General features: G+C 60.7%; 12 protein-coding genes. 9 read left to right on the top strand and 3 right to left on the bottom strand.

Annotated elements, in window-relative coordinates; genetic code table 11:
* Positions 1-4 precede the first annotated feature (4 nt).
* The gene (gene gatA / locus AB7M22_RS00685) at positions 5-1,456 is read right to left on the bottom strand and encodes an Asp-tRNA(Asn)/Glu-tRNA(Gln) amidotransferase subunit GatA (RefSeq protein ID WP_454184896.1); all 1,452 of its coding nucleotides are present in this window, start codon (positions 1,454-1,456) and stop codon (positions 5-7) included.
* Positions 1,457-1,472: 16 nt separating this feature from the next.
* Positions 1,473-1,760, bottom strand: a complete 288-nt coding sequence (gene gatC / locus AB7M22_RS00690; protein ID WP_007901429.1) for an Asp-tRNA(Asn)/Glu-tRNA(Gln) amidotransferase subunit GatC — start codon at positions 1,758-1,760, stop codon at positions 1,473-1,475.
* 210 nt (positions 1,761-1,970) lie between these two features.
* Between gatC and mreB the strand changes: the two genes are divergently transcribed.
* The 8 genes from mreB (at position 1,971) to tldD (ending at position 13,358) form a co-directional block, all read left to right on the top strand.
* Entirely contained in the window at positions 1,971-3,008 is a 1,038-nt protein-coding gene (mreB, locus tag AB7M22_RS00695) for a rod shape-determining protein MreB (RefSeq protein ID WP_002555108.1), read from the top strand.
* A gap of 143 nt (positions 3,009-3,151) precedes the next feature.
* A complete protein-coding gene (gene mreC / locus AB7M22_RS00700) occupies positions 3,152-4,300 on the top strand; it encodes a rod shape-determining protein MreC (protein ID WP_454188744.1) in 1,149 nt (382 codons plus the stop codon).
* A complete protein-coding gene (mreD, locus tag AB7M22_RS00705; protein WP_038978956.1) occupies positions 4,300-4,791 on the top strand; it encodes a rod shape-determining protein MreD in 492 nt (163 codons plus the stop codon). Before mreC ends, mreD begins: the two co-directional genes overlap by 1 nt.
* Before the next feature lie 89 nt (positions 4,792-4,880).
* Positions 4,881-5,477, top strand: a complete 597-nt coding sequence (locus AB7M22_RS00710; RefSeq protein WP_454184897.1) for a Maf family protein — start codon at positions 4,881-4,883, stop codon at positions 5,475-5,477.
* Positions 5,478-5,534: 57 nt separating this feature from the next.
* On the top strand, positions 5,535-6,992 hold the full coding sequence (gene rng / locus AB7M22_RS00715; RefSeq protein ID WP_007901490.1) for a ribonuclease G: 1,458 nt from the start codon (positions 5,535-5,537) through the stop codon (positions 6,990-6,992).
* A gap of 75 nt (positions 6,993-7,067) precedes the next feature.
* The gene (locus AB7M22_RS00720; RefSeq protein WP_454184898.1) at positions 7,068-10,871 is read left to right on the top strand and encodes a YhdP family protein; all 3,804 of its coding nucleotides are present in this window, start codon (positions 7,068-7,070) and stop codon (positions 10,869-10,871) included.
* A 177-nt stretch (positions 10,872-11,048) separates the two neighbouring features.
* Positions 11,049-11,903, top strand: a complete 855-nt coding sequence (locus tag AB7M22_RS00725) for a carbon-nitrogen hydrolase family protein (RefSeq protein ID WP_454184899.1) — start codon at positions 11,049-11,051, stop codon at positions 11,901-11,903.
* Positions 11,904-11,915: 12 nt separating this feature from the next.
* Positions 11,916-13,358 carry a metalloprotease TldD gene (tldD, locus tag AB7M22_RS00730; protein ID WP_454184900.1) on the top strand — a complete coding sequence of 481 codons (1,443 nt, stop codon included), beginning with the start codon at positions 11,916-11,918 and terminating at the stop codon, positions 13,356-13,358.
* A 111-nt stretch (positions 13,359-13,469) separates the two neighbouring features.
* Here the strand turns inward: tldD and yjgA are convergent, their stop codons facing one another.
* Positions 13,470-13,994, bottom strand: coding sequence for a ribosome biogenesis factor YjgA (yjgA, locus tag AB7M22_RS00735; RefSeq protein ID WP_007901505.1), 525 nt, complete (start codon positions 13,992-13,994; stop codon positions 13,470-13,472).
* Positions 13,995-14,102: 108 nt separating this feature from the next.
* Here yjgA and pmbA point away from each other — a divergent pair, with 108 nt between their 5' ends.
* Entirely contained in the window at positions 14,103-15,449 is a 1,347-nt protein-coding gene (gene pmbA / locus AB7M22_RS00740) for a metalloprotease PmbA (RefSeq protein ID WP_454184901.1), read from the top strand.
* Positions 15,450-15,689 lie beyond the last annotated feature (240 nt).

Raw genomic sequence — 15,689 nt, forward strand, 5'->3', positions numbered from 1 at the left:
CTCCTCAGAAGCCGGTTGGGGTGCGGGTGTGCCAGTCAGTGTTGAGCTGATACTGATGGGCAACGTTCAACAGGCGACCTTCCTGGAAATACGGGGCGAGCAACTGCACGCCGACCGGCAGGCCATCGACAAAACCTGCAGGCATGGACAAGCCCGGCAGACCGGCGAGGTTGGCGGTGATGGTGTAGACGTCTTCCAGGTACGCAGCGACCGGGTCGCTGTTCTTGGCGCCGAGCTTCCAGGCCGGGTTCGGCGTGGTTGGGCCGAGGATGATGTCGACCTCATTGAAGGCCGCCATGAAGTCGTTCTTGATCAGACGACGGATTTTCTGCGCCTTCAGGTAGTAGGCGTCGTAGTAACCGGCCGACAGCGCGTAGGCACCGACCATGATCCGGCGCTGCACTTCCGGGCCGAAACCTTCGCCACGGGAACGCTTGTACAGGTCTTCCAGGTTTTTCGGGTCTGCGCAGCGGTGGCCGAAACGCACGCCGTCGAAACGCGACAGGTTGGAAGACGCTTCCGCCGGGGCGATCACGTAGTACGCAGGGATCGCGTGCTGCATGTTCGGCAGGCTGATTTCCTTGACCACGGCGCCGAGCTTTTTCAGCTCTTCAACGCTGGCCATGACCAGGTCGGCGATGCGTGGGTCCAGACCTGCGCTGAAGTATTCCTTCGGCACGCCGATGCGCAGGCCTTGCAGCGAGCCGTTGAGGCCGGCGCTGTAATCAGGCACGGGCTCGTCGATGCTGGTGGAGTCCTGCGGGTCGAAGCCGGCCATGCCTTGCAGCAGGATCGCGCAGTCTTCGGCGGTGCGGGCCAATGGACCGCCCTGATCGAGGCTGGATGCGTAAGCGATCATGCCCCAGCGCGAAACGCGACCGTACGTCGGTTTCAGGCCGGTGAGGTTGGTCAGCGCGGCAGGCTGACGAATCGAACCGCCGGTGTCGGTGCCCGTCGCCGCTGGCAACAGACGAGCGGCAACCGCTGCCGCCGAACCGCCAGACGAACCGCCCGGGACGTGTTCCAGGTTCCACGGGTTTTTCACCGCGCCGTAGTAGCTCGACTCGTTGGCCGACCCCATGGCGAATTCGTCCATGTTGGTCTTGCCCAGGGTCACGGCCCCGGCAGCAGCCAGTTTGGCGACCACGGTGGCGTCGTACGGTGCTTTAAAGTTGTCGAGCATCTTCGAGCCGCAGCTGGTGCGGATGCCCTGGGTGCAGAACAGGTCTTTGTGGGCGATCGGCGCGCCGAGCAGGGCGCCGCTCTCACCGTTGGCCCGACGAGCGTCAGCGGCTTTCGCCTGCTGCAGCGCCAGGTCTTCGGTGAGGCTGATGAAACTGTTGAGCTGCGGGTCAAGCTGGGTGATACGCGCCAGCAGGACTTTGGTCAGCTCTTCGGAAGAAAACTTTTTATCGGCGAGTCCGCGGGCGATCTCGGCCAGAGTCAATTGATGCATTGCAGGCTCTTTCCCTTTAGTCGATGACTTTCGGAACCAGATACAGGCCGTTTTCGACCGCTGGTGCGATGGACTGATAGGCCTCGCGATGATTGGTTTCGGTCACGACGTCTGCACGCAGGCGCTGGCTCGCTTCCAATGGGTGGGCCAGCGGCTCGATACCGTCGGTATTGACCGCTTGCATTTCGTCGACCAGCCCGAGAATGCTGTTCAGGGCCGAAGTGATGTGTGGAAGATCGGCATCATTGAGGCCAAGGCAGGCCAAATGAGCGATTTTTTCCACGTCGGAGCGTTCAAGCGCCATGGGATTCTCCAGTGGAAAACAGAACGGACGGCGTCCGTGTGTTAGATTGTCGGAACACTACCGCATTTCTACGGTCTCAAGGCCGCGATTGTGGGGCTTGGTGCACAGAAAAGCCGCCAATTTAACATATTGGCGCCTTGCCCAAAATCCCTGTCGTTGTTAGAGTTTGCCGCACTTTTTTACCCACGCGTTGCCTAGGGTCCCTTTCCCATGTTCAAGAAACTGCGTGGCATGTTTTCCAGCGATCTCTCCATTGACCTGGGCACTGCCAACACCCTTATTTACGTGCGCGAGCGCGGTATCGTCCTGAATGAGCCCTCCGTTGTGGCTATTCGGACACACGGTAACCAGAAAAGTGTCGTTGCTGTCGGCACCGAGGCCAAGCGCATGCTCGGCCGTACGCCGGGCAACATTGCTGCCATTCGTCCGATGAAGGACGGTGTGATCGCCGACTTCAGCGTCTGCGAAAAAATGCTGCAGTACTTTATCAACAAGGTTCACGAAAACAGCTTTCTGCAGCCTAGCCCTCGTGTGCTGATCTGCGTTCCGTGCAAATCGACCCAGGTTGAGCGTCGTGCCATCCGTGAATCGGCCCTTGGCGCCGGTGCCCGTGAAGTGTTCCTGATTGAAGAGCCAATGGCTGCTGCAATCGGTGCCGGCCTGCCAGTTGAAGAAGCTCGTGGTTCGATGGTTGTCGATATCGGTGGCGGTACCACTGAAATCGCGCTGATCTCCCTCAACGGTGTGGTCTATGCCGAATCCGTACGGGTTGGCGGCGACCGCTTCGACGAAGCGATCATCACCTACGTGCGTCGCAACTACGGCAGCCTGATCGGCGAATCCACCGCCGAGCGCATCAAACAGGAAATCGGCACGGCCTACCCGGGCGGCGAAGTTCGTGAAGTCGACGTTCGTGGCCGTAACCTGGCCGAAGGCGTTCCACGCGCATTCACCCTGAACTCCAATGAAGTGCTGGAAGCTCTGCAAGAGTCCCTGGCCACCATCGTTCAGGCTGTGAAAAGTGCGCTGGAGCAATCGCCTCCGGAGCTGGCGTCGGATATCGCCGAGCGTGGTCTGGTACTGACCGGTGGTGGCGCCTTGCTGCGCGACCTCGACAAGTTGCTGGCCCAGGAAACCGGTCTGCCGGTGATCGTCGCCGAAGACCCGCTGACCTGCGTTGCTCGTGGCGGTGGCCGTGCATTGGAAATGATGGATAAACACACCATGGATCTGCTTTCCAGCGAATAAGTCGCCGGATCGCCTCTATGCTGTTGAGCGCGCAGGCAGCACTTTGCAGTGCTGCCTGTTGGCGTTTATCTTCTGTCAGTCTGCATCCAGGCCGGTTTGATGCCGTATGAATAAAGAGAACATTTGCCTGGGAGGAGCGGCTTATTAAACCGCTTTTCACCAAAGGCCCCTCACTGGGCGTGCGCTTGTTGGTGCTGGCCGTGCTATCGGTCGCGCTGATGGTGGTCGATGCCCGCTTCACACTGCTCAAGCCAGTGCGTAGCCAAATGTCGCTGGTGCTGATGCAGTCTTACTGGATCACCGACCTGCCGCAGCGGCTATGGCAGGGTGTGGCCAGCCAATTTGGCAGCCGGACCGAACTGGTCGCCGAAAACGAAAAACTCAAAACCGAAAACCTGCTGTTGCAGGGCCGCATGCAAAAGCTGGCAGCCCTCACCGAGCAGAACGTTCGGCTGCGCGAGTTGCTCAACTCTTCCGCGCTGGTCAACGAAAAGGTCGAAGTGGCCGAGTTGATTGGCATGGACCCCAACCCCTTCACCCATCGCATCATCATCAATAAAGGTGAGCGCGACGGTGTGGTCCTCGGTCAGCCGGTACTCGATGCCCGCGGCCTGATGGGGCAGGTGGTGGAGTTGATGCCGTACACCTCCCGCGTACTGTTGCTGACTGACACCACTCACAGCATTCCGGTGCAGGTGAACCGAAACGGTCTGCGGGCGATCGCCAGCGGCACCGGTAACCCGGAACGCCTTGAGCTGCGTCACGTGGCCGATACCGCCGACATTAAAGAAGGCGATCTGCTGGTCAGCTCCGGCCTAGGCCAGCGTTTCCCGGCGGGTTACCCGGTGGCGACGGTCAGGGAAGTGATCCACGATTCCGGTCAGCCATTTGCCATCGTCCGTGCGGTGCCGACCGCAGCGTTGAACCGCAGTCGTTATCTGTTGCTGGTGTTCACTGACGGTCGCACAGCCGAGGAGCGCGCCAACGAAGCCGCGCAGGCTCAGGAAACTCTGGACCAGCACGGCGGTGGGCCGATCATTCCAGCGACCGTGCCGAAACCGGCCGCGTCGGTGATACCGGCTGCTGTCGCGGCTCCGGTTGTTCCAGCGGCTGCACCTGTTGCTGCACCTGCTGCCACGACCCCGGCAAAACCTGCCGCTGCCCATGCTGCCAGCAAGCCACCCGCGTCGGCACCCGCCGCCACCAAACCACCGGTGGCCCAACCTGCTGCCGTGAAGCCTGCTGCCAAACCGCCTGTCTCCGCGCCGGCTACCACTGGGGGAAGAGAATAATGGGCGGTGCAACTTCATCCCGAAATGGCTGGATGGTCTGGTTGACCTTCGCCATCGGCATGCTGCTCAGCGTCTCGCCGCTGCCGCAGTTCATGGAAATCCTGCGTCCTTTGTGGCTGGCCTTGCTGTTGGCCTTCTGGGCGTTGGCCCTGCCGCAGAAAGTCGGCATGGTGACCGCCTGGTGCCTGGGGCTGGCCGAAGACGTGCTGTATGGCACGTTGCTGGGTCAGAACGCGTTGATCCTCACGCTCATTACGTTCCTGGTGCTGTCGTTGCAACAGCGCCTGCGCATGTTCCCGATGTGGCAACAGAGCCTGGTGATTCTGGTGATCTTCGGCCTCGCCCAACTGGTTCAGTTGTGGCTGAGCGCCCTGACCGGCAATCGTCAGCCGACCCTGGCGCTGGTGTTGCCGGCACTGGTCAGCGCGTTGCTCTGGCCATGGATCAGCTACGGTTTGCGCGGTTTGCGTCGACGCTACAAAATCAATTAATTCGGTCAGGCATGTGCTCGCACCGGTGCCCTGTCTCGACAAAAAGGAACAGTATTTGTGAGACAGGGCGCTAGCAGGGAGATGTCTTGATGAAACAGCTGTACCTCGCCTCAGGCTCGCCACGTCGGCGTGAACTGCTCACGCAGATCGGCGTGTCGTTCTCCGTCATCAGCGCGGACATCGATGAAACCCCTTTACCTGAAGAATCCCCATCGGCCTATGTCGAGCGTCTGGCGCGCGGCAAGGCCGAGGCCGGGCACGAGACGATCGTGTCCGATGCGGATTTCTGCGTACTGGGTGCCGACACCGCCGTGGTGCTGGACGGGAAAATTCTCGGCAAGCCGGTGGACGAAGCCGACGCATGCGCCATGCTTATGCTGTTGTCCGGGCGCGAACATGAAGTGCTGACCGCGATTGCGGTGCGCAATGGCGAGCGTTGCGAGTCTTTGGTGGTGCGCAGCCTGGTGCGTTTTCGCAACATCGACCCCGACGAAGCAGCGGCCTATTGGGCCAGCGGCGAACCCCGGGACAAGGCTGGCGGTTACGGGATTCAAGGACTGGGCGCGGTGTTCGTCGCCGGGCTCAACGGCAGTTACTCGGCGGTGGTCGGATTGCCCCTGTGCGAAACCTGCGAGCTACTCGGCCATTTCGGCATACCCTGTTGGCAAACCTTTAACGCGCGTTGAGCGTCGTACTGACAAGATGCGGCCATTATCGTGAACATGCCTGAACGAGACCCTGCCATGAGTGAAGAGATCCTGATCAACATCACGCCGATGGAATCGCGCGTGGCGGTGGTCGAAAACGGTGTCCTGCAAGAGGTCCACGTCGAGCGCACGCAAAAGCGCGGGATCGTCGGCAACATCTATAAAGGCAAGGTCGTGCGGGTATTGCCGGGCATGCAGGCAGCCTTCGTCGATATCGGGCTGGACCGCGCCGCGTTCATTCATGCCTCGGAAATTTCCCTGCGCGAAGGCCCTGCGGTGGAGAGCATCAGCGCGCTGGTTCATGAAGGTCAGAGCCTGGTGGTACAAGTCACCAAGGACCCGATCGGCTCCAAAGGCGCACGCCTGACGACACAACTGTCGATTCCGTCGCGCTATCTGGTGTACATGCCGCGCACCGCCCACGTCGGCATTTCCCTGAAGATCGAGGACGAAGCCGAGCGCGAACGCCTCAAGCAGGTGGTCACCGACTGCGTGGCCAAGGAAGGTATCAAGGAAGCCGGCGGTTTTATTCTGCGTACCGCTGCCGAAGGGGCCGGGGCCGATGAAATCCTCATGGACATCCGCTACCTGCGCAGGCTCTGGGACCAGATCAACGAACAGATCAAGACCATCAACGCGCCGAGCGTGATCTACGAAGACCTCGGCCTGGCGTTGCGGACCTTGCGTGACCTGGTGAGCCCGAAGATCGAAAAGATCCGCATCGACTCCCGGGAAACCTTCCAGAAAACCACGCAGTTCGTCGCTGAACTGATGCCAGAAATCGCCGACCGTCTGGAGCATTACCCCGGCGAACGGCCGATCTTCGACCTGTACGGTGTCGAAGACGAAATCCAGAAAGCCCTGGAACGCAAGGTGCCGCTCAAGTCCGGCGGCTATCTGGTGGTTGATCCGGCGGAAGCCATGAGCACCATTGACGTCAATACCGGGGCCTTTGTCGGTCATCGCAACCTCGAAGAAACCATCTTCAAGACCAACCTCGAAGCCGCCACCGCCATTGCTCGTCAGTTGCGCCTGCGTAACCTGGGCGGGATCATCATCATCGACTTCATCGACATGGAGGATGAAGAGCATCAGCGGCAGGTATTGCGCACGCTTGAGAAGCAACTGGAACGCGATCACGCCAAGACCAACATCATCGGCATTACCGAGTTGGGCCTGGTACAGATGACCCGCAAGCGCACCCGCGAAAGTCTTGAGCAAGTGCTGTGCGAACCGTGCAGCAGCTGCCAGGGTCGGGGCAAGCTCAAGACTCCGGAAACCGTGTGTTACGAGATCTTCCGCGAAATCCTGCGTGAGGCCCGGGCCTATCAGGCCGAAGGCTATCGGGTGCTGGCGAATCAGAAAGTGGTCGACCGTTTGCTCGATGAAGAGTCAGGCAACGTCGCCGAGCTCGAAGGCTTTATCGGACGCACTATTCGGTTCCAGGTGGAAACCATGTATTCCCAGGAACAATACGACGTGGTGTTGCTCTGAATCGTTGTGTTTCACCTCCACTAGAACGGCTGGCCTCAGCTTTTTGCAGTATTTTTGCCATGGGAGCCAACTGACATGGACCGTCTGACACGCATTTTGGCCGCACTGACCCGCTGGGGTCTGGGCCTGTGTGCGTTGGTTTTGGTGCTGATGGCGCTGTTCGTCAGTCTCGGCCGGGAGCTGACGCCGCTGGTGGCCGAGTACCGTGCCGACGTCGAAGACAAAGCCAGCGATGCCTTGGGCATGCCCCTGCAGATCGGCAAGCTGGAAGGCAGTTGGAGCGGCCTCGCTCCGGTTCTGCTGGCCCATGATGTGATGGTCGGCGAGGGTTCCAATGCCTTGCGCCTGGATCAGGTGCGCGCGGTGCCGGATCTCTGGGCCAGCCTGCTGGCACGCGAAGTGCGCATCGCACACCTGGAACTCAACGGCCTGAAGATCAGCCTCAAGGAAGGCGAAGACGGTCATTGGGCGCTGGAAGGGTTGCCGGTGCAGCAGGACCAGCCGCTGGACCCGGAGCAACTGCTCAATCGCATGCAGATGGTCCAGCAGCTGTCGGTGCTCGACAGCCAGATCACCTTGCAGCCGTTGGGAGAGTCGCCGCTGACCCTGACCTACGTTGGCCTGAATCTGAAAACCGGTCCATCCCGCCAGCGGCTCGATGCCCGTTTGACCCTGCCCGACGGCCAGCCGGTGGCGATGAGCCTGCGCACCCGTTTGCGCGCAGCCCAATGGAAGGACGGCGAAGCGGACGCTTACTTGAGCCTGCCGCAAAGCGATTGGTCGAAATGGCTGCCCGAGCGCCTGACCCAGCAATGGAATTTCTCCGAGATCAAGGCCGGTGGCGAGCTCTGGATGAACTGGAGCAAAGGCACCCTGCAACGCGCCGCGATTCGTTTGAACGCGCCGCAACTCAAGGGCGCCTATGCCGAGCGCAAGCCGATCCAGATCAACAATCTGGCGCTTAACGGGTATTTTCAGCGCAGTTCCACTGGCGTCCTGGTGACCCTGGATTCTCTGGCGATGAACCTGGGTGACACCCGCTGGGAATCGAAACTGCAATTTAAACAAACTGCCGCGACAGACAAGGCGCCAGAGCTCTTGCATCTGCAAGCCGACCGTCTCGATCTCACACCGCTCACTCCGCTGCTGAACGCACTGGGCCCGCTGCCCGAAGGTGTCGCCACGGCGGTCGAGCGGCTCAAGGTCACCGGAGTTTTGCGCAACGTGCTGATCGACTTCCGCCCAGCCGCTACCGATGACAGCAAATTCAGCTTTGCCGCCAATCTGGAAAAGGTCGGCTTCGATGCTTATCGCGGTGCACCAGCGGTGCGAAATGTCAGTGGCAGCATCAGCGGCGACCTCGGGCAGGGCGAGCTGCGCATGGACAGCAAGGATTTTTCCCTGCACCTGGACCCGATTTTCGCCAAGCCATGGCAATACATTCAGGCCAACGCCCGGTTGACCTGGAAACTCGACAAAGAAGGTTTCACCCTGATCTCGCCGTACCTGAAGGTGCTGGGCGAGGAGGGCAAGATTGCCGGCGATTTCCTGATACGCCTGCATTTCGATCACACCCAGGAAGACTACATGGACCTGCGTGTCGGCCTGGTCGACGGCGACGGTCGCTACACAGCCAAGTACCTGCCGACGGTTCTCAGTCCGGGGCTGGACGAATGGCTACGCACGGCGATTCTCAAGGGCGCGGTGGATGAAGGCTTCTTCCAGTACCAGGGTTCGCTGAACCACGGCGCCGCCGAAACGGCTCGCAGCATCAGCCTGTTTTTCAAGGTCCACGATGCCGAGCTGGCGTTTCAGCCGGGCTGGCCGCATGTCAGCAAGGTCAGCGGCGATGTGTTCATCGAAGACAGCGGTGTGCGGATCCTCGCGAGCAAGGGCCAATTGCTCGACACCCAGGTCAGCGACGTCTACGTCAATATTCCCCGTGTACCTGCCGGGCAGAGCACTCATCTGTTTCTCGACGGCGCGTTCGCTGGCGGGTTGGGCGATGGTCTGAAGATTCTGCAGGAGGCGCCCATCGGCACCTCCGACACGTTTGCCGGTTGGGAAGGCGAGGGTGATCTGCAAGGCAAGCTCAAGCTCGATATCCCGCTGGTCAAAGGCGAGCAGCCGAAAATCCTCGTCGACTTCAAGACTGACAAGGCCCGCTTGAAACTTAGCGAGCCGACTCTGGAATTGACGCAACTCAAGGGCGATTTCCGTTTCGACAGCACCAAGGGGCTGAGCGGGCAAAAGATCACGGCGCGAGCGTTTGACAAGCCAGTGACCGCACAGATATTCGCTGAAGGCAGCCCGGGCAAGCTCAACACTCGGGTCACCGCGTCGGGTGAGGTCGAGGTCAAGAAACTCACCCAATGGCTGAACGTCACTCAGCCGTTGCCGGTGACGGGCATGATCCCTTATCAGTTGCAGCTGAACCTTGATGGCGCCGACAGTCAATTGATGGTCAGTTCCAACCTCAAGGGCGTGGCGGTGGATTTGCCGGCGCCGTTCGGCATGGCGGCCGATGTCGGGCGCGACACCGTGTTCCGCATGACCCTGCAAGGCCCGGAGCGGCGTTACTGGGTCAACTACGGTGAACTGGCGAACTTCACGTTTGCGGCACCGACCGGCAATTTCGCCGACGGTCGCGGCGAGTTGCTTCTCGGTGGCGGCAATGCCGTGTTACCCGGTGCCAAAGGCTTGCGCGTGCGTGGTGTACTGTCCGAGCTGGATGTCGCTCCCTGGCAGGATCTGCTGACCAGGTATGCCGGTCAGGATCCAGGTGGCAGTGCCAAACAGTTGCTCAGTGGCGCGGATTTGAAGGTTGGAAAACTCACTGGTTTCGGCACCACCCTCGATCAGGCGTCGGTGCAGTTGACGCGTAAACCGGCCGCGTGGGCCTTGCAACTCGACAGTCAGCAGGCCAAGGGCAGTGTCGGTATTCTCGATGCGAAAGCCGCACCGATTGCGGTCAATCTGCAATACGTACGTTTGCCGGCACCAGACCCTACGGTGCTGGCTGACGAGAATTCGCCGGACCCGCTGGCCACCGTGGACCCCACGAAGATCCCGGCGCTGGATATCACCATCAATCAGCTGTTCCAGGGGCAGGATCTGGTGGGCGCCTGGCATTTGAAAGTTCGGCCGACCGCCAAGGGAGTTGCCTTCAATACCCTGGATCTGGGCCTCAAGGGCATCCTCTTGCAGGGCAGCGGTGGCTGGGAAGGCACGCCGGGTAATTCCAGCAGTTGGTACAAGGGCCGAGTCAGTGGCAAGAACCTTGCCGACGTGCTCAAGGGCTGGGGGTTTGCGCCGAGCGTCACCAGCGAAGAGTTTCACATGGATGTCGACGGTCGCTGGCCTGGGTCACCGGCGTGGCTGGCGACCAAGCGCTTCACCGGCAGCCTTGATGCGTCACTGAATAAAGGTCAGTTTGTTGAAGTCGAGGGCAGCGCTCAGGCGCTGCGGGTATTTGGCCTGCTCAACTTCAACTCCATCGGCCGCCGTTTGCGCCTGGACTTTTCCGACCTGTTCGGCAAAGGCTTGAGCTATGACCGGGTCAAAGGCTTGCTGGTCGCAAGTAACGGGGTCTACGTGACCCGTGAACCCATTCTGCTGACCGGTCCGTCGAGCAATGTGGAGCTCAACGGCACGCTGGACCTGGTGGGTGATCAGGTCGATGCCAAGTTGTTGGTGACTTTGCCGGTGACCAACAACCTGCCGATTGCGGCACTGATCGTCGGTGCACCGGCCGTCGGCGGGGCGCTGTTCCTGATCGATAAGTTGATTGGTGACCGCGTGGCGCGCTTTGCCAGCGTCAAATACACCGTCAAAGGGCCATGGAAAGAACCGAAAATCACCTTCGACAAGCCTTTTTGAATTCTTTTGAAAAAGCACTCTCTGGGCCTATGGAGTAGCATGTCCGTACGTTCGAATGCGCCTGTAGGAGCGAGGCTTGCCCGCGAACCGACGCACCGCGGTGCGTCAGGACAGACGCCTTCGCGGGCAAACCCTCGCTCCTACAGGTCATGTGTTGTTTTGAGTAAGGAAATGGCCATGTCTGTAGCGGTGATTCAAATGGTCAGCCAGAGCGATGTGCTGGCCAATCTGGCCCAGGCCCGTCGTCTGCTTGAGCAGGCGGCGACCGGTGGTGCGCGGCTAGCCGTGCTGCCGGAAAACTTCGCTGCCATGGGCCGTCGCGACATTGCCGACATCGGCCGCGCCGAAGCCTTGGGCGAAGGCCCGATCCTGCCGTGGTTGAAACAGACCGCCCGTGACCTCAAGTTATGGATAGTGGCCGGCACATTGCCGTTGCCGCCGGTGGATCAACCGACGGCCAAAGTGCATGCATGCTCGTTGCTGGTGGATGATCAGGGCGAGACTGTGGCACGGTACGACAAGCTGCACCTGTTCGACGTGGACGTGGCGGACAATCGCGGGCGTTATCGCGAATCCGATGACTATGCTTATGGCAGTGGTGTGGTGGTTGCCGACACACCGGTGGGCCGGGTCGGGCTGACGGTTTGTTACGACCTGCGTTTCCCGGAGCTGTACAGCGAATTGCGTGCAGCCGGCGCGGAGTTGATTACTGCACCGTCGGCCTTTACCGCGGTGACCGGCGCGGCCCATTGGGACGTGCTGATTCGCGCGCGGGCTATCGAGACTCAGTGTTATGTGCTCGCGGCCGCCCAGGGTGGGACGCATCCGGGGCCACGAGAAACCTTTGGTCATGCCGCGATTATCGACCCATGGGGGCGTGTGCTGGCGCAACAGGATCAAGGCGAGGCCGTGCTGCTGGCCGAACGCGACAGCAGCGAACAGGCGTCCATCAGGGCGCGGATGCCGGTGTCCACTCACCGGCGCTTTTTCTCGCAGGGCGCCCAGCGACCTGCATCAGAACGACGAATTTAAGGCGTAAAGCATATGAGCGAGTTGTTGTCCTCCGTCAGTGAACACCTCCTGGCGCCCGGCGGCGTAACGATCGAGAGCCTGCAAGGTGTGCTCGGCGATCTGGCCGGCCCGGGCATCGATGCCGCCGACCTGTATTTCCAGGGGCAAATTTCCGAGTCCTGGGCACTGGAAGACGGGATCGTCAAGGAAGGCAGCTTTAACCTCGACCAGGGTGTCGGCGTGCGTGCGCAATCGGGCGAAAAAACCGGTTTCGCCTACAGCAATGCGATCACTCTCGAAGCGCTGGGCGCGGCTGCCCGTGCGGCCCGTTCGATCTCCCGGGCCGGGCAGAACGGCACTGTGCAGGCATTCACCACCCAGGATGTTGCCCAATTGTATGGGCCGGACAACCCGCTGGAAGTGATGACCCGTGCCGAGAAAGTCGAGTTGCTCAAGCGTATCGACGTGGCGACCCGTGCCCTCGACCCGCGTATCCAGCAAGTCACCGTGAGCATGGCCGGGGTCTGGGAACGGATTTTGATTGCTTCCACCGACGGCGGGCTGGCGGCGGATGTGCGGCCGCTGGTGCGTTTCAACGTCAGCGTGATCGTCGAGCAGAATGGCCGTCGTGAGCGCGGTGGTCATGGCGGTGGCGGTCGTACCGATTACCGCTATTTCCTCAGCGACGACCGCGCCATGGGCTATGCCCGCGAAGCGTTGCGTCAGGCGCTGGTGAATCTGGAAGCGATCCCGGCCCCGGCCGGTACGTTGCCGGTGGTGTTGGGTTCCGGTTGGTCCGGCGTGTTGCTGCACGAAGCTGTCGGTCATGGCCTGGAAGGCGACTTCAACCGCAAGGGCAGTTCGGCCTACAGCGGGCGCATGGGCGAGATGGTTGCATCGAAGCTCTGCACCATCGTCGATGACGGCACCCTTGCCGGGCGCCGTGGTTCGCTGAGCGTCGACGACGAAGGCACACCGACCGAGTGCACCACGCTGATCGAAAACGGTGTGCTCAAAGGTTATATGCAGGACAAGCTTAACGCGCGCCTGATGGGCGTGGCCCGCACCGGTAACGGTCGTCGCGAATCCTACGCGCACCTGCCGATGCCGCGCATGACCAATACCTACATGCTGGCGGGCGAAAGCGATCCGGCGGAAATCATCGCTTCGGTGAAGCGCGGCATCTACTGCGCCAACCTCGGCGGTGGTCAGGTGGACATCACCAGCGGCAAGTTCGTGTTCTCCACCAGCGAGGCGTACCTGATCGAAGACGGCAAGATTACCGCCCCGGTCAAAGGCGCGACGTTGATCGGCAACGGCCCGGAAGCCATGAGCAAAGTATCGATGGTCGGTAACGATCTGGCGCTGGACAGCGGTGTGGGGACGTGTGGCAAGGATGGGCAGTCGGTGCCGGTGGGTGTCGGCCAGCCAACGCTGAAAATCGATGCGATCACTGTGGGTGGCACAGGCGCATGAAGATGTCCCTTGTAGGAGCTGCCGCAGGCTGCGATCTTTTGACTTTTGATTTTACAAAATCAGGATCAAAAGATCGCAGCCTGCGGCAGCTCCTACAAGAGATGCGGGACGTTAGCGCAGACCGCGTTGAGTCTCGTCCAGCTCACGGATGTACTTGAAGATTTTACGGCTCGAGGCCGGTGGCTTGTTGGTCGCCAGTTCGTGCTGGGCCTGACGGATCAGGGAGCGCAATTGCTGACGATCAGCTTCCGGGTAGTCGAGCACGAACTTCTCCAGGACTGCATCGTCGCCCGCGATCAAGCGATCGCGCCAGCGTTCCAGGCCATGGAAACGTTCGTTGTACTGCCGAGTGGAGGCATCCAGTTGATCGAGCAGAGTCAGAATGGCGTCAGTGTCCTGATCGCGCATCAGTTTGCCGATGAACATAAGGTGCCGTTTACGCGCGATATTCGCGGTGTGCTTGGGCGCATCGGCCAGGGCCCGGCGCATAGCGTCGGTCAACGGCAGTTTTGCCAGCAAGTCAGGCTTGAGTGTTGTAAGGCGCTCGCCAAGGTCAACCAGAGCATGCAGCTCGCGTTTAACCTGGGATTTGCTTTTTTCTCCCGTATCGAGGGAGTCGTCGTAAGAATCAACCATGGTGGCCGTCCGCAAAGAAACGCCGCCATGATAACCAGTCGGGGGCCGCTTGTCCGGCCCGGTCGCTCGAAGGCCCCAGCCGAAAGCAGAATTTGAGTGGAGAACAGCATGAGTGCAGTTGAAAGCGTCGGCCCACAAGCGTTGCCGGCACTGCAAGAACAAGTCGAGCAGATCATCGCTGAAGCCAAGCGCCAGGGTGCCAGTGCCTGTGAAGTGGCCGTGTCGCTGGAGCAGGGCTTGTCGACCACGGTGCGTCAGCGGGAAGTCGAAACCGTTGAGTTCAATCGCGATCAGGGCTTTGGCATCACCTTGTATGTGGGGCAGCGCAAAGGCTCGGCCAGCACCTCGGCCAGCGGTTCGGAAGCGATTCGCGAAACCGTCGCCGCCGCGCTGGCCATTGCCAAGCATACCTCCGAAGACGAAGCCTCAGGCCTTGCGGATGCCGCGTTGATGGCCAAGGATCTGCAGGATTTCGACCTGTTCCACCAATGGAATATCACCCCGGAGCAAGCCATCGAGCAGGCCCTGGCCTGTGAAGCAGCGGCGTTTGCCGCCGACAGCCGGATCAAGAATGCCGACGGCACCACCCTCAGCACGCACCAGGGCTGCCGGGTTTACGGCAACAGCCACGGTTTTATCGGTGGTTACGCGTCGACTCGTCACAGCCTCAGCTGCGTGATGATCGCCGAAGCCGATGGCCAGATGCAGCGCGATTACTGGTACGACGTGAACCGTCAGGGCAATTTGCTGGCCTCACCTGAGAGCATCGGCCAGCGTGCCGCGCAACGGGCGGCGAGCCGTCTGGGGGCGCGTCCGGTGCCGACCTGCGAAGTGCCGGTGCTGTTTTCCGCAGAACTGGCCGGTGGCTTGTTCGGCAGTTTCTTGTCGGCGATCTCCGGCGGCAGTTTGTACCGCAAATCCTCGTTCCTCGAAGGCACGCTGGGGCAGAAGCTGTTCCCGGAATGGTTGACCATCGATGAACGTCCGCACCTGATGCGCGCCCTGGGCAGTTCGGCCTTCGACGGCGATGGCCTGGCGACCTACGCCAAACCGTTCGTGGAGAAGGGCGAGTTGGTGTCCTACATACTCGGCACCTACTCCGGTCGTAAGCTAGGCATGCCGAGCACCGCCAACGCCGGCGGCGTGCACAACCTGTTCGTCACCCACGGCGACGAAGATCAGGCAGCCTTGCTACGCCGCATGGGCCGTGGCCTGCTGGTCACCGAACTGATGGGGCAGGGCCTGAACATGGTCACAGGCGATTACTCCCGTGGGGCGGCGGGTTTCTGGGTCGAGAACGGCGAAATCCAGTTCGCGGTCCAGGAAGTGACCATCGCCGGCAACATGCGCGACATGTTCAAGCAGATCATTGCGGTCGGTAATGACCTGGAATTGCGCAGCAACATTCGCACCGGTTCGGTGTTGATCGAGCGGATGACGGTGGCGGGTAGCTAAGCCCTTACCGGTACAAAAAAAGGCGCGCCACCTATTGGATGGCGCGCCTTTTTTATTGGTCGCAAGACAGATCCTGTGGGAGCGGGCTTGCCCGCGATAGCGTCATTTCAGCCGACATCGATGTTAAATCTTCAATCGTCATCGCGGGCAAGCCCGCTCCCACAAAGTACTCAGTGCTTTGCAGATCTTGTTTTGGTTCTCATTATCATCTAATAATAAATCTCATTACCGAATGAGCCC

This window comes from Pseudomonas sp. ADAK2 TE3594 (assembly GCF_053628675.1).